This is a genomic window from Proteus sp. FZP2095 (assembly GCF_023701425.1).
GTDB classification, from domain to species: Bacteria; Pseudomonadota; Gammaproteobacteria; order Enterobacterales; family Enterobacteriaceae; genus Proteus; species Proteus cibarius.
On the sequence record NZ_JAMQBJ010000001.1, the window covers coordinates 1,262,636 to 1,288,515 of the forward strand.

The window sequence follows — 25,880 nt, forward strand, 5'->3', positions numbered from 1 at the left end:
TCAGAAAATATTTCTTGTTTATTTAATCGTCTTTATTATCTAAATTTTAATTTCGCAACATCATTACCTGAAGGTTGCTGATAAATATCGAGCTTAAAATATTTGGCTGATGCATTTATATACTCAAAAATTTCAGATTGAGTCTCTTCATATTCAACCCACGTAGTTGCACGAGTAAAACAATATAACTCTACAGGTAATCCCATCGGTGTAGGTGGCATTGTTCTGATCACTAAATACATATCAGGTCGAACATCACCACGCATCTTTATCCAATTTAGCATGTACTTACGAAACAATTGTAGGTTTGTCACCCCTTTTGTTTCTAACCACTCATTAATGTCACCAATCTCTTCTTCCTTTCCTTCTAGCATCGTTTCTATGCTCTTACGAAGCGGTGCTGTATTTTTTAACTCTAATACTAATTCTTGCGTTGCAAATGAAATCGAAGATTGGTCAATATAAAAACTACGCTTGATCCGACGCCCTCCTGATGAAAACATCGGTTGCCAGTTGGTGTATTTTTCAGTCAAAAAATCTTTGGTTGGAATACGTGAAATTGTATTATCCCAATTACGCACAGTGATCGTATGTAATGCAATATCAATAACCTCACCGCTGATATTACTACTGGGTAATTCAATCCAATCATAAAGCTTTAATACTTTTCCGTTAGAGATAAGAATATTGGCAACAAAAGAGATAAGTGTATGCTGAAAAACAAACATTAATACCGCAGCAATAGCACCAAAGCTTGAGATTATGATAAGAGGTGATTGTTCAGTAAATAAGGCAATGATCAGGATAAAAGAGATAATCCAAACCACAATTTTGGCAATCTCAATGTAGCCTTTAATGGAGTTATTTCGATGCCACGCTTTTTTGGCATGCCTAATATTGAAGATATCAAGCGCGTTATTAAGCAATGAGGCAATATTGATGATAATAAAGGCGCGGGCAACCGTCTCAAAAATAATATTCATTTCAGCTGAAAAAGACGGTAGTAACTGATTAATATAGAGAACCAGTGTAACAGCAACAATAGATGCACTCTTTTTAGCGATATCTTCTATGGTTTCTTCATCTGAAAGTTCAGTAAATAAAAAAAGTAAACGCTTTGCTATTCGGCGGAAAATCATTTTGGCGAGAAACCACACCACCAACAACACAGTAACTAAAAATATTGTGGTAAAAATCTGCTGTGATGTAATGAAATCATAAATTTCAATCAGTTTTTCCATAAATTGCGTTATACCTTTTCTAAGACAAATCCCACTTTAAAATGAATATCACTCGATTAGCAGATAAAATGCCTATTTTGCATAAGAACTGACACCCATTGTCTCATTTATTTTATTTAAATAAACATCATGATTGAACGAATTATGCTTTTCTAAGTTTTAAACACTTAAAATATCAAAAATCTTAGTTTTTAATATGACATAAAAATAAAACACAATAAAAAAAGGCGGAGATCATCCACCTTTTTTATTAATTTCAGCATATTGCTTTAGATATTCTTAATCGATTACTTTTTGTTTGCTGTACCACTCACCGATTCAATGCTGTTATCCACTAATTCTGTTTCAGGGCGAACAATACTGACTAATTTAAAGATTAAGCTTAATACAATACCTACGATGGTCGCTAATGCCATGCCTTTTAATTCAGCAGCACCAATTTGAATGGAAGCCCCGCTCACACCGACAATCAGAATAATTGCAGTTAATATCAAGTTTTGTGGTTTGTTGTAATCCACTTTTGAATCTAACAAGACACGAATACCTGATGCACCAATAACACCGTAAAGTAGTAATGAAACCCCACCCATCACTGGAACAGGTACAGCAGCAATAGCAGCAGCAAGTTTACCGACACAAGATAATAAGATAGCGAGAATTGCCGCACCACCAATAACCCATGAGCTGTAAACTTTAGTGATAGCCATAACACCAATATTTTCACCGTAAGTAGTATTTGGTGTTGAGCCAAAGAAACCAGAAATAATGGTAGAGAAACCGTTTGCGAACATAGAACGATGTAAGCCTGGGTTTTTCATTAAATCGCGTTGCACAATATTGGCTGTAACAACAAGGTGTCCAACGTGCTCTGCAATAACGACTAATGCAGCAGGTAGGATAATAAAGATAGCACTCCATTCAAAACGTGGAGAATAGAATGTCGGCAGTGCAAACCAGTTAGCTTCTTTAATTGGCGTAATATCAACAGCCCCCAAGAAGAAAGAGAGTGCATAGCCTGCTAATACCCCAATAAGAATAGGAATAATAGCAAGGAAACCTCTAAACATCACAGAGCCTAAGATAGTAACACCTAAAGTCACCATAGAAATAAGCAGAGTTTGACTATCAACGGGTGCATCTGCACTTGGTAATAACCCTGCCATTCCTGCAGCGGTTCCTGCTAATTCAAGCCCGATGACGGCAACGATTGCGCCCATTGCCGCAGGCGGAAACATCACATTAATCCAACCTCGCCCTGCTATTTTTACAATACCTGCAACGATACAAAATAACACGCCACAGACGATGAATCCCCCGAGAGCTAATTCATACCCTAAAGGTAACAGTAAAAGTACCGGTGAGATAAACGCGAAACTTGAACCTAAATAAGCAGGAATGCGTCCTTTACAAATAAAGAGATAAAGCAGGGTTCCGATCCCGTTAAATAACAATATTGTTGCCGGATTAACTTTAAATAAAATTGGCACAAGTACGGTGGCGCCAAACATTGCAAACAGATGTTGAAGACTCAACGGAATTGTTTGTAATAATGGTGGGCGCTCTTCTACCCCGATTGCACGACGAGTCATGCTTACGACCTCTCTTTAATATGAATGTGAAATTGGTTTGTATTTTTAACTTTATACTCGCCTTACTTTAAGCCACCGCGTTGCTAACTGCGCTCACTCGAACGAGTCATCTAACGGCACCTTAAAATATTTAGAGTATAGAACAAATAAGTGGTCCAAAAAAAAGCCGACTATCAAAGTCGGCTTAATTATTATTTTGTACCAAATATCTTATCACCAGCATCGCCAAGACCTGGAACGATGTACCCGTGCTCATTAAGATGACTATCAATAGATGCAGTATATAACTCCACATCTGGATGAGCTTCTTCTAATGCCTTAATACCTTCTGGAGCAGCAACCAGTACTAATACTTTAATTGAAGTACAGCCCGCATTTTTTAATAAATCAATTGTGGCAATCATAGAGCCGCCTGTTGCTAACATAGGGTCAACAACAAGAGCCATACGCTCTTCAATATTGGATGCTAATTTCTGGAAGTAAGGGACAGGTTTTAATGTTTCTTCATCGCGGTAAACGCCAACTACACTGATTCGGGCACTAGGAATATTTTCTAATACTCCATCCATCATCCCGATACCTGCACGGAGGATAGGAACTACTGTGATTTTTTTTCCTTTAATCTGTTCTATCTCTACCGCACCACACCAACCTTCTATTGTTACCGTCTCTGTTTCTAAATCGGCGGTAGCTTCATACGTCAGTAGACTGGAAACTTCTGAAGCCAGTTCACGAAAGCGTTTAGTGCTTATATCATGATCTCGCATCAGCCCCAATTTATGTTGAATGAGTGGGTGTTTTACCTCAACGATCTTCATAATTTCTCCTAATGTACGACGCAGCCTGACAAAAAAATCGCGAGATTATACCGCTTTTTTGCCAACATTCCATCGTTTTTCTATTGATATTGATCAAACGCACAGCTTTTAACCACACCAACATGAATAATTGTGACCTATAAAGAAGATCCTCGCAAACGTTTGCTTTGCCTGTTAGAATAGCGTCCGCACACATTTTTTCTTAACAGCAACTTGCCGTGAGGGCTCTACGTGACTAACAAATCCTCTCTCAGCTATAAAGATGCCGGTGTCGATATTGATGCAGGTAATGCTTTAGTCGATCGTATCAAAGGTGTAGTAAAAGAAACACGCCGTCCTGAAGTTATGGGGGGTTTAGGTGGTTTTGGCGCACTTTGTGCAATTCCCTCTAAATACCGCGAACCTATTTTAGTTTCAGGCACTGATGGCGTAGGAACCAAACTTCGCCTTGCGATGGATTTAAATCGCCATGATGACATCGGTATTGATTTAGTCGCAATGTGTGTCAACGATTTGATTGTTCAAGGTGCAGAACCTCTTTTCTTCCTTGACTACTATGCCACGGGAAAATTAGATGTCGATACCGCAGCACGCGTAGTAACAGGTATTGCAGAAGGTTGTAAACAATCTGGTTGTGCGCTAGTCGGTGGGGAAACTGCTGAAATGCCAGGAATGTACCACGGTAACGATTATGATATCGCAGGCTTTTGTGTCGGTGTGGTTGAAAAATCAGAAATTATCGATGGTAGCAAAGTTAAAGCTGGCGATGCACTAATCGCTTTAGCATCAAGTGGTCCTCATTCTAATGGCTATTCATTAGTCAGAAAAATTCTTGAAGTCAGCAATACGCAAGCTGAGAGCACACCATTAGGCGATAAATCATTAGCGGATCACCTATTAGCCCCTACTCGTATTTATGTGAAGTCACTACTTTCATTAATTGAAAGTGTGGACATCCACGCTGTCGCACATATTACTGGTGGCGGATTCTGGGAAAATATTCCTCGCGTATTACCTGAAAACACGCAAGCGCGTATAGAAAGTAAAAGTTGGGAATGGCCACTGGTTTTCAAATGGCTACAAGATGCCGGACAAGTCAGTACACATGAAATGTACCGCACCTTTAACTGCGGCGTTGGATTGTTAATTGCTGTTAACCCAAATGACGTTGAAAAAACCTTAGCACATCTAGCTGAATGTGGTGAAAACGCATGGTTAATTGGTGAAATTGCACCACAAGCTGCTGGTGAAGCACAAGTTATTATTAACTAATGAAAGCATGTGAATGAAAAATATTGTCGTCCTTATCTCAGGAAACGGCAGCAACCTACAGGCGGTTATCGACGCCTGTAGGGCAAATAAAATCACAGGTAATGTGGTTGCTGTCTTAAGTAATAAAGCTGATGCATACGGTCTTGAACGAGCAAAACTGGCTAATATTCCAGCTTATTTTGTTGATCCTACTCTATATAATGACAGAGCGGATTACGATAAAGCGTTAATTGAAAAAATCGATACTTATCAGCCCGATATTGTAGTTCTAGCAGGTTTCATGCGTATTTTATCACCTGATTTTGTCACTCACTATCAGCATAAACTATTAAATATCCATCCTTCTTTACTTCCTAAATATCCCGGATTACACACTCATCGCCAAGTTTTAGCGAATAAAGACTCTTTTCATGGCGTTACTGTCCATTTTGTTACAGAAGAGCTTGATGGTGGTCCCATGATTATTCAGGCACGTATTCCTGTTTTGCCCGATGATACTGAACAATCATTACAAGCAAGAATACAAACTGAAGAGTATCGTATCTATCCATTAGCGATCAGTTGGCTAGCTGACGAGCGATTAAAAATGAAGAATAATCAAGCCTTTCTCGATGATATTGCGCTTTTCGACAACCTTGGTTAACTATTTCGTTTAAGATAAAAAGTCACATTGTGCTACACTGTAGCTCGCGTGACTTTTTTTGTGTCACCCTTTTCTCTTTTTATTCAATGCATTAACCGAGGTGCTTATGTCCGGTGGTAAGAAAGTTCCACCTATAAAATTACGTCCTCTCGAACGAGAAGATCTCTCTTTTGTCCATCAACTTGATAATAACGCCAGCGTTATGCGCTATTGGTTTGAAGAGCCTTATGAGGCTTTTATCGAGTTAAGCGACCTTTATGAAAAACATATTCACGACCAAAATGAACGCCGTTTTATTGCCGAAAGTGACGGCACTAAAATTGGGCTTGTCGAGTTAGTTGAAATTGATTATGTTCACCGTCGTGCTGAATTCCAAATCATCATCGCACCTGCACATCAAGGCCACGGCTATGCTGCACGAGCAGCAAAACTAGCAATGGATTATGCTTTTTCTGTACTTAATTTATACAAACTCTATTTGATCGTCGATAAAGAGAATGCTAAAGCGATTCATATTTATGAAAAGCTTGGCTTTAAAAAAGAAGGTGATTTAATAGATGAGTTTTTTGTTAACGGTGCCTACCGCTCTGCGATTAGAATGTGTACTTTCCAAGCGCCTTATTTTGAACAAAAAGCCAAAGAGGCGAAACCCGAAAATTTTGTTAAGCCGGGTGCAACCATTAAGCAACACGTCTGATTTATTCAGACATTAAGTTTTAACTTTAACCCTTGTTGGAGTTCAGATGTCCCAGGAACGACTCTATATTGATAAAGAGATCAGTTGGCTTGCGTTTAACGAACGTGTATTACAAGAGGCGGCTGATAAACGCAACCCGTTAATTGAAAGAGTCAGGTTTCTGGGGATCTATTCAAATAATCTTGATGAGTTCTACAAGGTTCGTTTTGCCGATGTAAAACGCCGTATTTTAATTAATGAAGAGCGTGGTTCACGCTCTGCATCAAGTCATGCTCGCCATCTTATAAAGAAAATTCAGTCAAAAGTGGCTAAAGCTGACCAAGAGTTTGACGCCTTATATAATGATTTGTTACTTGAAATGGCGCGAAATCAAATCTTTTTAATTAACGAACGTCAAATCTCACCGAATCAACAAATCTGGTTACGCCAATACTTCCGTCAAAATTTAAGAAAGCACATCACGCCTATTTTGATTAATCCTGAAACAGACTTAGTTGAGTTTCTTAAAGATGACTATACCTATTTAGCGGTTGAAATAGTGCAAGGGCAAATTATTCATTATGCCCTGCTAGAAATTCCATCAGATAAAGTACCTCGTTTTGTTATTCTGCCAACAGACCAAGGACGTAGTAAGAAAAAATCCATGATTTTATTGGATAATATTTTACGCTACTGTCTTGATGAGGTATTTAAAGGCTTTTTTGATTATGACTCATTAAGTGCTTATTCCATGAAAATGACGCGAGATGCCGAGTACGATCTTGCGACAGAAATGGAATCAAGCTTACTTGAAATGATGTCATCGACATTAAAACAGCGCCTTACCGCTGAGCCTGTCCGTTTTGTTTATCAACGGGATATGCCTGATGAAATGGTGGCTCTACTGCGTAGTAAATTAGGTTTATCAAATAATGACTCCGTAATAGCGGGCGGTCGTTATCATAATTTCAAAGATTTTATTAACTTCCCAAATGAAGGGAGTAAATTTCTTTTAAATAAAGTGATCCCGCGCTTACGCCATGTTTGGTTTGACAATTTCCGTAATGGCTTTGATGCGATACGTGAGCGAGATGTCTTGCTCTATTATCCTTATCATACCTTTGAGCATGTGCTGGAATTGTTGCGCCAAGCCTCTTTTGACCCAAGTGTTATCTCAATAAAAATCAACATTTACCGTGTTGCTAAAGATTCTCGGATCATTGATTCGATGATCCACGCTGCGCATAACGGTAAACGAGTCACAGTTGTCGTTGAGTTACAAGCACGTTTTGATGAAGCTGCAAATATCCATTGGGCCAAACGTCTGACAGAAGCGGGTGTACACGTTATTTTCTCAGCCCCAGGCCTGAAAATTCACGCGAAATTATTTATCATTTCACGTTTAGAAAATGGTGAAATTATTCGCTATGCTCATATCGGTACCGGGAACTTTAACGAAAAAACAGCGCGTCTTTATACTGACTATTCACTATTAACGGCGAATACCGAAATTACTAATGAAGTGCGTCGCGTCTTTAGTTTTATTGAAAACCCTTATCGCCCAGTGACTTTTGAACACTTAATGGTTTCACCACAAAACTCGCGTATTCTGTTAAATCAATTAATCACGAACGAAATTCACAGTGCCCAAGCCGGACATCCCGCGGGGATCACATTAAAAGTGAATAACTTAGTTGATGAAGAGCTCGTTAATCGCCTTTATGACGCGTCAGAAGCTGGCGTAAAAGTACGATTATTAGTACGCGGAATGTGTTCTTTAGTCCCTAATCAACCGGGATTTAGTGAGAATATTCAGGTAACCAGCATTGTTGACCGCTTTTTAGAACACGATCGTGTTTATGTATTTACGAATAAAGGAGATGAAAAAATCTTTCTCTCTTCTGCGGATTGGATGACGCGAAATCTTGATTATCGTATTGAAGTTGCAGTGGCTTTGCTTGATCCTCAACTTAAACAGCGCGTTCTTGATATTCTGGATATTCAATTTAATGACACCGTAAAAGCACGCTATATCGATAAAGATTTAACAAATAGCTATGTTCCTCGTGGAAATAAACGTAAGATCCGTTCCCAGCTTGCTGTCTATGAGTACATTAAATTGTTAGAACAACCAGATCCACGAGCGTAATTCTATGCCTTTATCACAAGATGACTCTTCACCACGTCCTTTAGAAATTGCGGCTATTGACCTCGGTTCTAATAGTTTTCATATGATTATTGCGCGGGTGGTTAATGGCGCATTACAAGTATTAAGCCGTTTAAAACAGCGAGTTTATCTTGCTGATGGTCTTGATGATGATAACGAATTAAGCGAAGAAGCTATGTTACGTGGGCTTTCAGCCCTTTCTCTTTTTGCTGAAAGGTTACAGGGCTTTCCTGCGGAAAATGTCACCGTCGTGGGAACGCATACTTTGCGTGTCGCCACTAATGCAAAAGTCTTTCTTCAACGTGCCAAAGAAGTTATTCCTTATCCTATCGAAATTATTTCAGGACACGAAGAAGCCCGACTTATTTTCATGGGTGTTGAACACACTCAATCTGAAAAAGGCCGAAAGCTCGTTATTGATATCGGTGGTGGCTCAACAGAATTGGTTATTGGTGAAAATTTTGAACCAATCTTAATCGAGAGCCAACGCATGGGTTGTGTCAGTTTTAGCCGTCAATTTTTCCCAGAACAGAAAATCAGCGAATCCGCTTTTCGTAAAGCTCGAGAAAAAGCAGCGCGTAAAATGGAAAAAATTGCATGGCAATACAAAATGACTGGCTGGGATGTGGCTTTAGGGGCTTCAGGAACAATTAAAGCGGCTCATGAGATCTTAGTTGAGTTTGGTGAAAAAGACGGTGTTATCACACCAGAACGCCTACTTATGCTCACTAAACAAGTCTTACGATTTAAAAAATTTAAAGATATCGCCCTTCCGGGATTATCCGATGAACGTAAACATGTTTTTGTACCGGGTTTAGCGATTTTATGCGGCATCTTTGATTCTTTAGGATTAAAAGCCCTACAGCTATCTGATGGTGCATTACGTGAAGGTGTGCTTTATGAAATGGAAGGCAGATTTCGCCATCAAGATATTCGCCAACGCACAGCAAAAAGCCTTGCAGAGCACTATAATATCGATAGAGAGCAAGCAAAACGTGTTCTTGAAACAATGCAATCTCTCTACGCTCAGTGGGCACAGCAAAATCCTAAATTGGTTCGTCCTGATTTAGAAGCCATTTTAATCTGGGCTGTCATGTTACATGAAGTAGGATTAAGCATTAATTTAAGTGGTTTACATCGCCATTCTGCCTATATTCTTTCAAATACTGATTTACCCGGGTTTAATCAAGAGCAACAGCTGTTATTAACAACCCTAGTTCGATATCACCGAAAAGGGATCAAGCTAGATGAGTTGCCAAAATTTAATCTTTATAAAAAGAAACAGTATTTTCCACTCGTACAAATACTAAGATTAGCAACTTTACTTAATAATCAGCGACAATCGACGACAAAACCCGCATCTTTGCGTTTAGTTACAGATGAAAATCATTGGACGCTTTATTTTCCTAAAAAATATCTTTCTGATAACACATTGATGGAATTGGATTTAGAAAAAGAACAAGAGCATTGGCAATCAGTTCCGGGTTGGAAACTAGATATAAAAGAGGAATATGCTTAACAATATGATATTATGCAGAAAAAGACGCTAGTCAATGCGTCTTTTGTTGCATCTATCATATAACAATCATCACATAACAACATAGGTTTGATTTGTGACCATAATATGAACATCACCAACGCTATATTGTTCAAGATTCATATTTTTTATACGAAGAAGACCGATAATCATCCTAAAATGGAATAATTAGTGTCAATGGTTATCTCCCTCGTAAGAATTAAAAAGGAATAACATGTCTCAAACAGCTATCAACAATGATACTGCGGCTGCCATCAATCCGTATTCACAAAAAGTGGCACACCTGCGTCAGCAAATTTTGAGCATCTTTCTCGAAGATGAGCATTTTGTTGAAACCGTTTTAGGTGAAGCAAGTGAAAATGATAGGCTGAGCCACCATGAACTTCATGAAAAAATCACCACTGTTAGAGAATTACTACAAGATCTACACGCGGCAGATATTGCAGATATTCTTGAAGCCCTTCCCTATGACGAACGTCTAGCCCTGTGGCACTTGGTTGATAATAATGAACGTGGTGCTGTTTTAGTCGAAGCTTCTGTCGCCGTTTGGGACAGCTTAATTAAAGATATGACTGATCGTGAATTATTACGATCGGTCGCCACATTACATGTGGATGAGCAAGCATATATCGCAGAGCACTTACCTCGCGATACAATGCGTCGCCTTCTTACCTATTTAGAACCAAGCCTGCGTAATAGAATAAGAGAAGTTCTTCAATATCCAAAAGACAGTGTCGGTCAGATGATGGATTTTGAGTTCGTCACTGTGCGAGGCAATGTCACGTTAAAAACGGTACAACGCTATCTACGCCAACGAGGCTCTATTCCTGAAGCAACGGATAAAATTTTCGTTATTGATAATAAAAACCATCTGTTGGGCGAGCTTCCATTAACCACCGTTTTAACTCAATCTCCTGATAAGCTTGTCTCAGATGTAATGAAAACAGACACTGTTAGCTTTATGCCTGAAGAGAAAGGTGAAGATGCAGCAGGCGCGTTCGAACGTTATGACTTAATTTCAGCAGCTGTTGTCGATACTAATGGTCTTCTAATGGGGCGATTAACCGTTGAAGATATCGTTGATAACATGCATGAAGAGAGTGATACCAATATTCGTCGTATGGGTGGTTTGAGCCCAGAAGAAGACGTCTTTGCACCCGTCGGACAAGCTGTTAAAACGCGTTGGACTTGGCTCGCTATCAACTTATGTACGGCTTTCGTTGCCTCTCGTGTTATCGGTGTCTTTGAAGATACCATTTCCCAATTAGTTGCTCTTGCCACATTGATGCCGATTGTTGCGGGTATTGGGGGAAATACAGGTAATCAGACTATCACAATGATTGTTCGCGCATTAGCGCTACACCAAATTCAAACCGGAAGCTTTTCCTTCTTAATTTTAAGAGAGCTTGGCGTTGCCCTTATTAACGGAGTTGTTTGGGGAGGAATAATGGGAATTGTCACCTTCCTCCTCTATGGTGACCTTGCTATGGGCGCGGTAATGACAATGGCGATGGTATTAAACCTCTTAATGGCTGCCATGATGGGTGTATTGATCCCGATGATCATGATTAAATTAGGTAAAGATCCAGCCATTGGTTCAAGCGTTATGATAACCGCAATTACAGATACAGGTGGTTTCTTTATCTTCTTAGGTTTAGCAACTATCTTCTTAGTCTAAGAAAAGCCTCAATAACACTAACGCCACTGCTAATAAAATACAGTGGCGTTTTTTATATCGATAAATAATTAAGCTGTTGTTGAGAGGTAATAATAGACAAGCAATAATGCGATAATCGATGAAGTAATAAAAGTCTTTTTAACAGAGGTACTTAGTAAATAGCTGTCATTTTGATTGGTGTTATTAAGCATGGTTTTTAATACTAAACCACCACCTAATGCGACGATAGAAAGTGATACAAACAGAACAATTGCAGCTAAGAGAACAGCACTCATTGAGATAGAGACCATAAATCCTCCGACATATCAATTGACTTCTTGATGTAATTATAACCAAGAATAGTTTTTTTGATGCCTCTTTTTGTTTTTATTTTTTAATCTAACAACAAAACAAAGAAAAACCACATCATGCATAAAAATACAAAAATAAAGTTAGTATTGTAAATTTTATTGAATTTAAATTTCAATAAATAACAGAATAATAAAACTCAATGCCAATAATTTTCAATTTAACATACAGTAGAATATTCTAATAATTCATTTTCTATCAGATCATATCTTTCATTATTAATACTGTTAGCTTTCTTAATTATCTAATAATAACTTTATTTCTGGAAAATAATAAATTAACGTATCTCTTAATTTATTATTTTTATGGCTGTTAAAATTAGAATAAATATATTCAGCATTAAACATTTTTTATTTAAAAATACAGAATTCTTACTTATTTGTAAGCCACATAATAATTTTACTTTATATTGATAAACATTGAAATGTTGATATTTGAATCCACCAAATAGCAGAATTAAAAACAAAGACAACAAAGAACCTTAATTAAATAGTGTATCATGTTGTTTTAATTTCATCTATTTACATTATTAAGAGCTTCCTGTTATAACTTAAACCATCATCACAACATTATTCTTTCTCGCATAAATAGCCTTTAAATAACCTTTTGCTGTTATTTATTATCACCCTATTTTATTCGCTAATTTAAAAAGAATTTAATTGTGAACTTATTACTTATTATTTTTATCACGATGATTATTATAGGTTGTTATTATGACATCACAATCACACTCCACTCAGCCGTTGAGTCAACCTACGGCAAGGCCATTGAACCGCAGCGACTATAAAACGTTGGGTTTATCCTCACTAGGGGGAACTTTGGAGTTCTATGATTTCGTGATCTTCGTGTTCTTTACGAAAACATTGAGCCACTTGTTCTTTCCTGGTGATAACGCCTTTATTGCACAAATGCAGACATTAGGTATTTTTGCAGCCGGTTATCTTGCTCGTCCTTTGGGTGGCATTATTATGGCACACTACGGAGATATTATTGGTCGTAAACGTATGTTTACCCTAAGTATCTTCTTAATGGCAGTACCAACATTAGTTATTGGTTTATTACCAACTTATGCCAGTATTGGTGTTGCTGCACCATTATTGTTGTTATTAATGCGTATTATGCAAGGTGCGGCTATTGGTGGTGAAATGCCAGGTGCTTGGGTATTTATCGCAGAGCACACACCAAAACAACGTTATGGCTTAGGCGTAGGAACGTTAACCTCTGGTATTACAGGTGGCATTTTATTAGGTTCCATCGTGGCGATTATCGTTCAACGTAGCTATACCGGCCAAGAAGTTAATGATTTTGCATGGCGTATTCCCTTTATTTTAGGGGGCATATTTGGCTTAATTTCTGTTTACTTACGTCGTTTTTTACAAGAAACCCCTATCTTTAAAGAGATGGCGGCAAAAAAAGCGTTAGCACAAGAAATGCCTGTGGTTTCTGTCATTAAAAATCACAAACAAGCATGCTTAATTACAGCTGCGTTAACATGGTCTTTATCAACAGCTATCGTTGTCACCATTTTAATGACACCCGGCGTGATTGTTGAAGGGATCTATAAAATTGATAGAACAACGTCATTAGAAGCAAACTGTGTTGCAACATTAACATTAACCTTAGGTTGCATATTCTGGGGTTGGATTGGTGACAAATTAGGAACACGCGCATCAATGACATTATCATGGGGTGGTTTGATTGTTACCGCGTTCCATTTCTATGGCAGTTTAGATCCAGCAATGTCAGGTTTTCAGCTAGCATTTAATTATGGTTTGATGGGCTTTTTTGTAGGCGCGATTGCAACTACACCTATTGTTAGCACAAGAGCATTTCCACCATCAATTCGTTTTTCTGGTTTGTCTTTTGCTTACAATATGGCTTATGCCTTATTCGGTGGATTAACACCGATGTTGACAGGAATATGGTTAGAAAAAACTGCAATGGCGGGTGCCTATTATGTCGCTGCCGTATCATTATTAGCTATTGCAGTCGCTTTCTTACCTTTAGCGTATAAAGGCTGGGCTGCAGCAAAACCCACAACAAGAGAGAAAGATGTTGCATTGCAGATTGATAAAGTAATTAGTTAAACCTTTATCAATATAAGTATCCCTTTATAAAATACCGCCCTTAATAAAGGCGGTATTTTTTTGAATTGAATTTTATGGCAAGGAATACAAAAAAGGATACCTTATGGCATCCTTTGTTCTTCTTAAAATTTTGTTTTTTTAATGACAAAAATTACTGTGTCATTTTACTCAGCATAGGTGCTGTGAGTAGCATTAGAACTGCGATAACACCTGTTACAATACCGATTTGTAAGAAAACACTGCTGTAAATTTCTAATGAAGCATGAGCGCTTTGCACATCTTCAGGTACTGCCATTAAACTCGCAACTTTACCGGCAATAATTGCTGCGGCTGCCGAAGTTAAGAACCATGCGCCCATGATAAAGCCCATTAAACGCTGTGGTACAAGTTGAGCAACCATCGCAAGACCAAGTCCTGAAATCATTAGCTCACCAATACTTTGGAAACCATAACTTGCGACTAACCACCATGAAGACACAATACCCGCTTCATTTGCCATGCTTGCACCTAGCGGTAACACTAAGAATGCAGTCGCACTTAAGAACATCCCTACGGTAAACTTATATGGCATTGGCAATTTATCACCCATAAAGTTATACACAGCCGCTAACAGTGGGCTTGCTAACATGATCCAGAATGGATTAAGTGATTGGAATTGTTCTGGTTCAACACTGAAACCTAATAGAGAGTGTTCTACGTTATGGATTGCGAAGAAGTTTAAAGACGTTGGCATTTGATCGTAAAGAACAAAGAAAACCACGGCTTCAACCATCAATAAGAATGCAACAATCATCTTGCGACGTGCAGCACCTTTCATCATAAAAGTTTCACGCGCAAAAATCAGGATGATACCTAATGAGATGATGGCTAAAGACCAACTTGCTACTTCATTATTGTGTAACAGCCAAGTCGATAATGCAGTAAGTGCAACAATACCCACCAGTGTTAATAATAATTTTGAATAATTAAGCGGTTCAAAGTCAGGTCTAGAACCTTTATCTTTGATCCAACCACGGCAAACCATAAAGTTTGCTAAGGTGATCAGCATACCTACAACGCTTAATGCAAACGCAACATCCCAACCGTAATTAGCCGCTAACCACGGTGTTGCTAACATAGATAAAAATGAACCCACGTTGATAGACATATAGTACATAGTAAATGCACCGTCTAATTGCGGATCGTCTTTCTCATAGCATGTTGCTAATAATGAAGATGGGTTAGCTTTAAATAAACCATTACCTACTGCAATCGTTGCAAGTCCCCAATAAATCACATCTTTATTGTGATCAGAGAATGCCACCATCGCATAACCAATTGCCAGTACGATTGCCCCAAGAATAATTACCCTTTTAGTACCAAGGATTTTATCCCCAAGCCATCCACCAATAGCAACAAAGCCATAAACTAATGCGGTAAATGCAGCAAAAACAGTGATAGCTTCTGCCTCACCCATGCCCAGCATTTTAACCAAGTAAACGGCCATGATCCCTTGCAGACCGTAATAGCCGAAACGTTCCCATAATTCGATTGAGAAGATGAGATAAAACGCACGAGGCTGTTTAAACGCATTCAGGCTCGGTTTTTGTCCATCGTCAGGTGTGTTTGCAGTTGACACTAAAAACCTCTAATTATTCTATTACGCCTTTATATTTAGGCTAATTTTTTACAAAAATTTCTTTATTCGAGACAGAGTTAAAGCTCGATGAATTTCATACTGGATTGTTATTCTTTGAAAAGAGTTCAACGCAGAGAAAAACAAGGTTGGCATTCTATCACTGGAAAGCATAATTATCTAAGAATTATAACTAACTATTGCGTTTTATCATAGTTACAGGCATTTGTACAAAATAGTTATGCGATTAAAAAAACAGCAAACAAAATAACCTACTGATAATCAATAAATTATTTTCTACTTAATTATCCCTATATAAACAATTAAGCTACGCTACTGCTTACCATATTTTGCCAAATTACCTGCTATTGAATAACAACGATAAAATAATACCAGTAGCAATTTGTTTTAATTGATTAAAATAACACCAACAAAACACATTCCTTGACTTAATTTCCATATTTCCTCCATTTTTAACTGTGGAGAAACAGGTAGAATGTCACCATTCCAAATTTTCATTTCAGTATTTCTGATTAGCTAGTTGCCAGTGGGATCACAAAAGTAATGAATAAAAACAAAAATGTTAAAAAAAGAGTTTCTCTCATTATCGCTTTAGTCGTCGTAATCGCAGGGGGTTACGCCTATTGGCAATTTAATGCAGCAAAAACAGCGTCACCTGAAAATAAAGCGGCTCAAGCAACAAGCTCACAAAATCGAGGTACGTCTGGATCTCGTCGCCCACCGTTACCACCCGTTCAAGTTGCAACATCAACACAAGAAGATGTGCCGCAATTTTTATCGGCTTTAGGTACGGTAAAGGCCACAAATAGCGTAACTGTTACTAGCCGTGTTGAAGGCCAATTAATGGCATTACATTTCACGGAAGGACAACATGTTCAGAAAGGTGATTTATTAGCTGAAATTGACTCTCGCCCATTTGAAGTTCAATTAGCTCAAGCTAAAGGACAACTTGCAAAAGATCAGGCTACATTAGCTAATGCGCGTCTTGATTTAGCGCGTTATCAGAAATTAGCAAAAACCAATCTAGTCTCACAACAAGAGCTAGATAATCAGCAAGCTTTAGTAAAACAGTCTGAAGCGAGTATTCGTATTGATGAAGCCTCTATCAGTAATGCACAACTGCAACTCACTTACAGCAAAATCACAGCACCTATTTCAGGTCAAGTAGGTTTAAAACAAGTTGATGTTGGTAATTATATTTCTGGTGGCTCATCTACACCTATCGTCGTTATCAATCAAATGGATCCTGTTGATGTACTTTTTACATTGCCAGAACAAGATCTCGCGAAGGTTATTCAAGCACGTAAAAATAATGCAGATTTACCTGTCACCGCATTAGATAGAAATAATCAATTTGAGTTAGCTAAAGGAAAATTATTTAGTGTTGATAACCAAATTGATGCAACTACTGGCACTATAAAGTTAAAAGCGCGCTTCCCTCAGCAAGAGACAACTCTGTTTCCTAACCAATTTGTCAATGTCCGTCTTTATGTCACTACATTAGAAAAAGCGGTTGTTATTCCTAATGCAGCACTACAAATGGGTAATGAAGGTCACTTTGTTTGGGTTGTGGATAGCGAAAATAAAGTGAGTAAATTACGTGTTGAAGTTGCCTTACAAAATGCGGAAAAAGTCGTGATAGCCTCCGGTTTATCAGCAGAACAACGCGTTGTCACTGATGGAGTTGATAGATTAACACAGGGTGCGAAGGTCGATATCGTGACGCCAACAGCGCCAAAAGCTAAAGAAAATAACCGTGTTGTTGCGGAGAAAGCGTAATGACCGAAAAAACACATGGTACAGGTGGGGGACCATCTCGCTTATTTATTCTGCGCCCTGTTGCAACAACCCTTTTTATGGTCGCTATTCTCTTAGCCGGGATTGTCGGCTATCGTATGCTACCTGTCTCTGCATTACCTGAAGTTGATTATCCAACTATTCAGGTCGTTACTCTTTATCCCGGAGCAAGCCCTGATGTAATGACATCGGCAGTTACAGCCCCATTAGAGCGTCAATTTGGACAGATGTCTGGATTAAAACAGATGTCATCACAAAGCTCAGGTGGTGCATCGGTGATCACACTGATGTTCCAATTAACATTACCATTAGATGTTGCAGAGCAAGAAGTACAGGCTGCAATAAATGCGGCAACTAATCTGCTCCCCTCAGATTTACCCTATCCGCCAATTTACAGCAAAGTAAATCCAGCTGATCCGCCTATTTTAACCTTAGCGGTAACTAGCTCAACTTTACCGATGACACAGTTGCAAGATATGGTTGAAACCCGTATCTCGCAAAAAATTTCACAAGTTAATGGCGTAGGTTTAGTGGCGTTAGCTGGTGGTCAGCGCCCTGCTGTTAGAGTCAAACTCAATGCACAAGCCGCAGCATCTTACGGTTTAGATAGCGAAAAAATTCGTGTAGCAATCAATAATGCGAACGTTAACTCAGCGAAAGGTAGTCTTGATGGCCCTACTCGCTCTGTGACGTTATCCGCTAATGATCAGATGAAATCATTAGAAGATTACCGCCAATTAATCGTTACTTATAAAAATGGCGCACCAATTCGCCTATCTGATATTGCAACTATTGAACAAGCACCTGAAAACAATCAGCTAGGTGCATGGGCGAATAATGAGCAGGCGATTATTATTAATGTTCAACGTCAACCCGGCGTTAACGTTATTGATACTACTGATAATATTCGTAATTTATTACCTGATTTAGTCTCTAATTTACCAAAGTCCGTTAGTGTTGAGATCTTAACAGACAGAACCACAACCATCCGCGCTTCAGTTAAAGATGTGCAGTTTGAACTTGGCTTAGCTATCGCTCTTGTGGTGATGGTGATTTATCTCTTTTTACGTAATGGTGTCGCAACCTTAATCCCAAGTATTGCCGTACCACTTTCATTAGTGGGTACGTTTGCCGTGATGTATTTTTGTGGATTCTCTGTCAACAACCTCACCTTAATGGCATTAACCATTGCCACGGGCTTTGTTGTCGATGACGCCATTGTTGTCATTGAAAATATCTCCCGTTATCTCGAACGTGGCGATAAACCGCTAACTGCAGCCCTAAAAGGCGCTGGAGAGATTGGTTTTACCATTATTTCGCTTACCTTCTCTCTGATTGCCGTACTGATCCCACTGTTATTTATGGGAGATATTGTTGGTCGCTTATTTAGAGAATTTGCAATCACCCTTGCTGTCGCCATTCTAATTTCTGCAGTGGTTTCACTCACATTAACACCAATGATGTGTGCTCGATTGCTAAAACCTGAAAATGAAATCAAGCACAACCGTTTTGAAATGGCGTGCGAACGTTTCTTTGAAAAAATGATCGCAGTGTACGCCGTTTGGTTAAAACGTGTTTTAAACCATCAATGGATAACCCTCGGCGTAGCACTGAGCACATTAGTGCTGACTGTATTGCTCTATATGTTTATTCCTAAAGGATTCTTCCCATTACAAGATAACGGGCTATTGCAAGGAACCATTGAAACTTCACAATCCATTTCTTATCAAGCAATGGTAGAAAAACAACAACAGGTCGTTGATAAATTAATTGATGATCCTGCTATCGATAATATTGCTAGTTTTGTAGGAATTGATGGAAGCAACGCAACTTTAAACACGGGTCGTTTGCAAATTACATTAAAACCTCTTGATCAGCGGGATTCCCGTATTGATGTGATTATTCCTCGTTTACAAGAACGTATTGCTTCAATTTCAGGAATGACTCTCTATCTGCAACCCACTCAAGATTTAACGATTGATACGCAAGTTTCCCGTACTCAGTATCAATTTACGCTACAAGCAACATCATTAGATGAATTAGCTTATTGGGTGCCAAAACTTTCTCAAGCATTAAAAGATAGCCCTGAATTAACGGATATCAGCAGTGATTGGCAAGATAACGGCATGATGGCATATATTAAAGTGGATAGAGACTCAGCAAGCCGTTTAGGCATTTCAATGAGTGAAATTGATAACGCGCTTTATAATGCTTTTGGTCAGCGTTTAATTTCAACTATCTACACTCAAGCCAATCAGTATCGCGTGGTATTAGAACAAGATATTCGTAATGGTGATGGATTACAGGCACTTTCAGCCGTGCATTTAACGGGTAAAGATGGTGCGATGGTACCTTTATTATCTATTGCATCCGTCGAACAACGCTTAGCGCCACTTTCTATTAATCATCAAGAGCAATTTCCTTCAGCGACCTTCTCATTTAATGTCGCTGAACAATCTTCTCTTGAAGAAGCGGTGAAAGCAGTGAAATTGGCTGAAGAGCAAATTTCTATGCCGAGAGATATCACCACTCAATTTCAAGGTGCGACATTGGCGTTTGAAAGTGCGCTTTCAAGTACTTTGTGGCTGATTATCGCGGCAATCGTCGCAATGTATATTGTATTAGGTGTGCTATATGAGAGCTTTATTCACCCTATTACCATTTTATCTACATTGCCAACAGCGGGTGTCGGCGCATTATTAGCTTTAATAGCAGCAGGTAATGAGCTGGATATTATTGCGATTATTGGGATCATCTTGCTTATCGGGATCGTAAAGAAAAATGCGATCATGATGATAGACTTTGCCCTTGCAGCCGAACGAGAGCAAGGTTTAACGCCTTACGAAGCGATTTATCAAGCGTGTTTATTGCGTTTCCGCCCAATTTTAATGACCACAATGGCCGCCCTTTTAGGTGCTCTACCTTTAATGTTAAGTACGGGTGTAGGGGCAGAATTACGCCAACCATTAGGGGTTTGTATGGTCGGTGGTTTAATAATGAGCCAGATCTTAACTCTGTTTACGACACCCGTGATTTATCTGTTATTTGATAAATTATCGCTCTACATCAACCGTAATAAACACGTCGAGAATAATAACGGGGCTGTATCATGAAGTTCTTCGCCCTCTTTATTCAACGACCCGTAGCAACCACGTTGCTCAGTTTGGCGATTTCGCTATGTGGTGCATTAGGGTTTATGTTGCTCCCTGTTGCTCCATTGCCTCAAGTGGATTATCCGGTTATTAATATTTACGCCTCCTTACCTGGGGCGTCACCAGAAACGATGGCGTCATCTGTGGCAACACCGCTTGAGCGCTCTCTAGGACGAATTGCGGGTATTGATGAAATGACATCAAGCAGTTCGCTTGGCAGTACCAGCATTACGCTGGTGTTCGATTTAAACAAAGATATCAATACCGCAGCTCGTGATGTACAGGCCGCATTAAATGCCTCACAAAGCTTGTTGCCTTCAGGTATGCCAAGCCGTCCGCGTTATTATAAATCGAATCCTTCTGATGCTCCGATTATGATCTTAACGCTCACCTCTGACACACAAAATACAGGGGAGCTTTACGATCTCGCTTCAACACGGTTAGCACAAAAAATCTCACAAATTGAAGGTGTCAGTGAAGTTTCGGTTGGTGGCGGTTCATTACCCGCAATACGCGTCGCCCTCAATCCTGATGCGTTATTTAACCAAAATATTAGTCTCGATGATGTTAGAAAAGCAATTAATCAAGCCAATGTGCGACGACCTCAAGGCTTTGTAAATAATGACGAAGGGCGTTGGCAGATCCAAACTAACGATGAGCTCAGTAAAGCGGCTGAATATCGCCCAGTGATCGTGCATTATAATCAAGATGCGGTTGTACGTTTAAGTGATGTAGCCGAAGTTACCGATTCTGTACAAAACTCACGAGCAGCCGGAATGAGTGGTGGAGAGCCTGCAATCTTGCTGGTTATTCGTCGTGAGGCGGGAGCCAATATCATTGAAACTGTAAATCGTATTCGTGATGAGCTTCCAGAATTACGTGAGCTTATTCCCGCAAGCGTTGACTTAAAGGTCGCACAAGATAGAACACCGACTATTCGCGCATCATTAGCAGAAGTTGAACGTGCGTTAGCCATTGCTGTAGCACTGGTTATTTTAGTTGTGTTCTTATTTTTACGCTCCGGTCGCGCTACGCTGATCCCTGCTGTTGCTGTACCTGTTTCATTAATTGGCACTTTTTCAGCCATGTATCTTTGTGGCTTTAGTTTAAACAACCTTTCATTGATGGCATTAACCGTGGCGACAGGCTTTGTGGTTGATGATGCCATTGTGGTGCTTGAAAATATTTCTCGCCATATTGAGAATGGGTTAAAACCTAAAGAAGCCGCCTTAAAAGGGATTGGTGAAGTCGGTTTTACTGTCCTTTCAATGAGTATTTCTCTTGTTGCCGTTTTTATTCCATTACTGTTAATGGATGGTCTTGTTGGGCGATTATTTAAAGAATTTGCCATCACTTTAACAACGGCTATTGCTATCTCGCTATTTGTTTCTTTAACGCTAACACCCATGATGTGTGCACATTTACTCAAAGGAATGAAACCCAAAGCACAATCGCATTTACGCGGTTTTGGTAAGTTACTTTTTCGTGCTCAGCAAGGTTACAGTGTCACATTGCAAGCGGCCTTGCGTCATCGACGTTGGGTTATGGCTATTTTTCTCGCTACTCTGGGCTTAAATGCTTATTTATACATCAGTGCACCAAAAACATTTTTTCCCGATCAAGATACGGGGCGTTTAATGGGATTTGTGCGTGCAGACCAAAGTATTTCGTTCCAATCTATGAAAGAAAAAATGACTCGTTTTATGCAGGAAATTAATGCCGATAAAGACGTTGATAGCGTGACGGGTTTTACGGGTGGCGGACGTATTAACAGCGGATTTATGTTTATTTCCCTCAATCCGCTGTCAGAGCGTACCGATAGCGCAAATCAAGTGATTAACCGCCTACGGACAAAATTAGCTAATGAACCGGGTGCCAACCTCTTTTTAATGCCAGTGCAAGATGTTAGAGCTGGTGGACGCCAAGCGAATGCCAGTTATCAATTTACATTATTAGCAGATGACTTAAGTGAGTTGCGTAAATGGGAACCGATTGTCCGTAAAGCATTAGGTGAACTGCCTCAGCTTGTCGATGTTAACTCTGATAAAGAAGATAAAGGCGCCGAAATGGCACTGACTTACGATCGCGATACTATGTCGCAATTAGGTATTAATGTCAGTGATGCCAATAATCTGCTAAACAATGCTTTTGGTCAACGTCAGATCTCTACTATTTATGCGCCGTTAAATCAGTATAAAGTCGTGATGGAAGTCTCTGAACAATATACACAAGATGTCTCTGCGTTAGATAAAATGTATGTGGTCAATAATCAAGGTGAGCGCATTCCATTATCCGCATTTGCAAGTTGGTATCCGGCAAATGCGCCATTAAGTGTTAATCACCAAGGATTATCTGCTTCTTCCACTATTGCCTTTAATATTCCTGAAGGCTATACACTAGCTGATGCCATTAATGCTATTGAACGCACAATGACAGAATTAGGTGTACCCAATACCGTCAGAGGCACCTTTGCAGGTACGGCACAGATTTTCCAAGAAACCATTAAATCACAGCTTATTCTTATCCTAGCGGCGATTGTAACGGTCTATTTAGTATTAGGTGTGCTGTATGAAAGCTATATTCATCCACTAACTATTTTATCTACCCTACCTTCTGCGGGTGTGGGTGCCTTATTAGCATTACAGCTTTTTAATACGCCTTTTAGCCTAATTGCTCTTATTGGCATTATGTTGCTGATTGGTATTGTGAAGAAAAACGCCATTATTATGGTGGATTTTGCAATTACTGCGCAGCGTGAAGGCAAATTATCGGCTAAAGAGGCCATTATTCAGGCTAGTCTACTGCGTTTTCGCCCTATTATTATGACAACGCTTGCTGCATTATTTGGCGCATTGCCATTGATGTTAGGTAGTGGCGATGGAGCAGAACTAAGACAACCGTTAGGGATAACAATTGTAGGGGGTTTATTAATGAGCCAATTACTAACCCTTTATACAACCCCTGTTATTTATCTATTTTTTGATGGATTGCGTGAACGTTGGCAACAACGACGTATCAGCAAAAAAGAGGCAAATGCATGAAATTGAGAAGCAAGCTGTTCTTAGTGGTTTTCGCTACTTGTATGGTGGTTGTTCTCGCCATGCATATCGGTATTCGTGGTAGCTTCCAACAAGGATTCATTGGTTATATCAAGAAAAACAGTGAACAGCGTGCAACTCTTTTAGCTGAAGCCTTAACGGAACAATATGCTTTAACGGGAGATTGGCGATTCCTCAATAGAGATGATCGTTCTCTTTATCAAATATTACGAAGTATTGACCAAATAAGCCAAAGTAGCGAAGGCCCGCCTCCCAGAGGCTGGCGAACACAATTTTGGATTGTTGATAAAGATATGAAGCGCCTATTTGGACATGACAATCAATTTCCCGCAGAGACATTTAAAAAACCCATTACTTTTCACGATGAAATTGTTGGGTGGGTGATTGTCAGTGCGGCAGATAAAATCAGTAATGAAGCTGATATTAGTTTTGATAAACAGCAACTGCTTACCAGTTGGATAATTGCAGGTTTAACGGTTCTTTTTGCTTTATTTATCACGCTTATTCTTTCTCGTAATATGATACGCCCTGTTAAACGCCTCGTTGAGGCGACACATAAATTAGCAGCTGGTGACTTTTCTGTGCGAGTAACGCCCACAAGTAAAGATGAAATCAGTCAACTCGCTACCGACTTTAATCAACTTGCCAGCACACTAGAAAAGAATGAGCAAATTCGTCGTGATTATATGGCTGATATCTCACATGAATTGCGAACCCCTCTTGCTATTTTAAAAGGTGAACTTGAAGCGCTACAAGATGGTGTCAGAAAACCCACAACAGAGACGCTGAACTCTCTTTTATTTGAAGTTACAAACCTGACAAAACTGGTTAATGACCTCCACCAGCTTTCATTATCAGACAGAGGCTCTTTAACTTATCGTAAAGATTTTATTGATATTAATGAGGTTATTTTGCTGGCTGTGGCTTCTTATCGTCACACATATCAAACTAAAAATATTACTCTACTCACCGAGTTAGATGATTTATCGCCACTCATTGTACAAGCCGATCCTGATAGGTTGATCCAGCTTTTCCATAATCTGCTAGAGAATAGCATGCGCTATACTTATTCGGGTGGCCAATTACATATCAGCACCCAAAAAGGGCAAAACCATGTTCTTATTTCATTAGAAGATAGTGCTCCGGGGCTTGATAGTGCGCAATACGAAGTTGTTTTCCAACGTTTTTATCGTGCAGAAAACTCACGAAATCGTGCAAGTGGCGGTTCAGGTTTAGGTCTTGCGATTTGCGAAAATATCGTTGAAGCTCATAATGGTAAAATAAGTGCCATGCCTTCTTCTTTAGGTGGTATGAAAATTCTTATAGAATTACCTGCATATTCTGATGATCTTTAAGCCTATAACCATTGAGCCAATAAATGACAGTATCTGAATCACCCTATTCAATCCTGATTGTTGAGGACGAACCTAAGCTTGCCCAATTGCTTATTGATTACCTTCAAGCATCTGGTTATCAAACTCATTGGTTAGCGGATGGTGCTGAAGTGAGCCATTGTGTAAAACAGCAGCATTACGATTTAATCTTGTTAGATCTCATGTTGCCAGCTAAAGATGGCATTACAGTCTGTAAAGAGTTACGTCAGTTTTCAGATATTCCCATCATTATGGTGACGGCTAAAACAGAAGAAGTTGATAGATTACTTGGGCTTGAAATTGGGGCTGATGATTATATTTGTAAACCCTATAGCCCAAGAGAAGTGGTAGCCCGAGTCAAAACTTTATTGCGTCGTTTTTATCGACCACAAGATATTGTTCAAAGCGATAAATTAGTCGTTATTGATGAACAGGCTTATCAAATCCAATACAACAATAAAATTCTCGATTTAACGACGGCTGAATTTCGTTTGCTAAAAGCCTTAGCCACTCAACCCGGCAAAATATTAACCCGTGATCAGTTAATGGATCACCTTTATGATGACTACCGTATTGTGACGGATAGAACCATTGATAGTCATATTAAAAACTTACGACGTAAACTTGAGCAACTTAACGATCAAATTGAATTTATTCGCTCAATTTATGGTCAAGGTTATCGTTGGGAAACCCAAGCTTACCGCTTTCGATGATATTTTTTCAGGAATACATTGAACCTCGCTACACTTAAGCGCTAGAATCCACCCCTTTATGATATACCCCTACCCAATGTGTGGGGGAACTGAC

At 39.3% G+C, this 25,880-nt stretch carries 17 protein-coding genes; 12 read left to right on the forward strand and 5 right to left on the reverse strand.

Features of this window, described 5'->3' with window-relative positions:
• Nucleotides 1-35 precede the first annotated feature (35 nt).
• The 3 genes from NBG71_RS06040 to upp form a co-directional block, all read right to left on the reverse strand.
• A complete protein-coding gene (locus NBG71_RS06040) occupies nt 36-1,241 on the reverse strand; it encodes a mechanosensitive ion channel family protein (protein WP_099660591.1) in 1,206 nt (401 codons plus the stop codon).
• A 287-nt stretch (nt 1,242-1,528) separates the two neighbouring features.
• Entirely contained in the window at nt 1,529-2,830 is a 1,302-nt protein-coding gene (gene uraA / locus NBG71_RS06045; protein ID WP_075671898.1) for a uracil permease, read from the reverse strand.
• A gap of 191 nt (nt 2,831-3,021) precedes the next feature.
• Nucleotides 3,022-3,648, reverse strand: a complete 627-nt coding sequence (gene upp, locus NBG71_RS06050) for a uracil phosphoribosyltransferase (RefSeq protein ID WP_075671900.1) — start codon at nt 3,646-3,648, stop codon at nt 3,022-3,024.
• A gap of 231 nt (nt 3,649-3,879) precedes the next feature.
• Here upp and purM point away from each other — a divergent pair, with 231 nt between their 5' ends.
• The 6 genes from purM to mgtE all read left to right on the forward strand — a co-directional run bounded on the left by purM (nt 3,880) and on the right by mgtE (nt 11,621).
• Nucleotides 3,880-4,920: a phosphoribosylformylglycinamidine cyclo-ligase gene (gene purM / locus NBG71_RS06055; protein ID WP_075671902.1), complete on the forward strand. Its 1,041-nt coding sequence runs from the start codon at nt 3,880-3,882 to the stop codon at nt 4,918-4,920.
• Between the two features lie 13 nt (nt 4,921-4,933).
• Nucleotides 4,934-5,563, forward strand: coding sequence for a phosphoribosylglycinamide formyltransferase (purN, locus tag NBG71_RS06060; protein ID WP_075671904.1), 630 nt, complete (start codon nt 4,934-4,936; stop codon nt 5,561-5,563).
• 106 nt (nt 5,564-5,669) lie between these two features.
• Nucleotides 5,670-6,260 (forward strand): spermidine N1-acetyltransferase, encoded by a 591-nt coding sequence (gene speG / locus NBG71_RS06065; RefSeq protein ID WP_075671906.1) that lies wholly within the window; start codon nt 5,670-5,672, stop codon nt 6,258-6,260.
• 46 nt (nt 6,261-6,306) lie between these two features.
• Nucleotides 6,307-8,388, forward strand: coding sequence for a polyphosphate kinase 1 (gene ppk1 / locus NBG71_RS06070; RefSeq protein WP_075671908.1), 2,082 nt, complete (start codon nt 6,307-6,309; stop codon nt 8,386-8,388).
• A 4-nt stretch (nt 8,389-8,392) separates the two neighbouring features.
• A complete protein-coding gene (ppx, locus tag NBG71_RS06075) occupies nt 8,393-9,925 on the forward strand; it encodes an exopolyphosphatase (protein ID WP_075671910.1) in 1,533 nt (510 codons plus the stop codon).
• A gap of 232 nt (nt 9,926-10,157) precedes the next feature.
• Nucleotides 10,158-11,621: a magnesium transporter gene (mgtE, locus tag NBG71_RS06080; RefSeq protein WP_075671912.1), complete on the forward strand. Its 1,464-nt coding sequence runs from the start codon at nt 10,158-10,160 to the stop codon at nt 11,619-11,621.
• 68 nt (nt 11,622-11,689) lie between these two features.
• On the opposite strand, the gene NBG71_RS06085 is transcribed toward mgtE, so the two are convergent.
• On the reverse strand, nt 11,690-11,911 hold the full coding sequence (locus NBG71_RS06085; RefSeq protein ID WP_075671914.1) for a hypothetical protein: 222 nt from the start codon (nt 11,909-11,911) through the stop codon (nt 11,690-11,692).
• A 771-nt stretch (nt 11,912-12,682) separates the two neighbouring features.
• On the opposite strand from NBG71_RS06085, the gene NBG71_RS06090 reads away from it, so the two are divergent.
• Nucleotides 12,683-14,056, forward strand: a complete 1,374-nt coding sequence (locus tag NBG71_RS06090) for an MFS transporter (protein ID WP_075671916.1) — start codon at nt 12,683-12,685, stop codon at nt 14,054-14,056.
• A 151-nt stretch (nt 14,057-14,207) separates the two neighbouring features.
• On the opposite strand, the gene dtpA is transcribed toward NBG71_RS06090, so the two are convergent.
• Nucleotides 14,208-15,674: a dipeptide/tripeptide permease DtpA gene (gene dtpA, locus NBG71_RS06095; RefSeq protein WP_075671918.1), complete on the reverse strand. Its 1,467-nt coding sequence runs from the start codon at nt 15,672-15,674 to the stop codon at nt 14,208-14,210.
• A 561-nt stretch (nt 15,675-16,235) separates the two neighbouring features.
• Here dtpA and NBG71_RS06100 point away from each other — a divergent pair.
• The 5 genes from NBG71_RS06100 to baeR are packed head-to-tail and all read left to right on the forward strand — an operon-like array spanning nt 16,236 to nt 25,786.
• Complete coding sequence (locus tag NBG71_RS06100) at nt 16,236-17,471, forward strand: MdtA/MuxA family multidrug efflux RND transporter periplasmic adaptor subunit (protein ID WP_075671920.1); 1,236 nt, start codon at nt 16,236-16,238, stop codon at nt 17,469-17,471.
• A complete protein-coding gene (locus NBG71_RS06105) occupies nt 17,471-20,602 on the forward strand; it encodes an MdtB/MuxB family multidrug efflux RND transporter permease subunit (protein WP_159364082.1) in 3,132 nt (1,043 codons plus the stop codon). Before NBG71_RS06100 ends, NBG71_RS06105 begins: the two co-directional genes overlap by 1 nt.
• Complete coding sequence (mdtC, locus tag NBG71_RS06110) at nt 20,599-23,682, forward strand: multidrug efflux RND transporter permease subunit MdtC (RefSeq protein WP_250916648.1); 3,084 nt, start codon at nt 20,599-20,601, stop codon at nt 23,680-23,682. Before NBG71_RS06105 ends, mdtC begins: the two co-directional genes overlap by 4 nt.
• Nucleotides 23,679-25,055 carry an envelope stress sensor histidine kinase BaeS gene (gene baeS, locus NBG71_RS06115; RefSeq protein ID WP_099660597.1) on the forward strand — a complete coding sequence of 459 codons (1,377 nt, stop codon included), beginning with the start codon at nt 23,679-23,681 and terminating at the stop codon, nt 25,053-25,055. Before mdtC ends, baeS begins: the two co-directional genes overlap by 4 nt.
• Nucleotides 25,056-25,078: 23 nt before the next feature.
• A complete protein-coding gene (gene baeR / locus NBG71_RS06120) occupies nt 25,079-25,786 on the forward strand; it encodes an envelope stress response regulator BaeR (RefSeq protein ID WP_075674054.1) in 708 nt (235 codons plus the stop codon).
• Nucleotides 25,787-25,880: the final 94 nt, after the last annotated feature.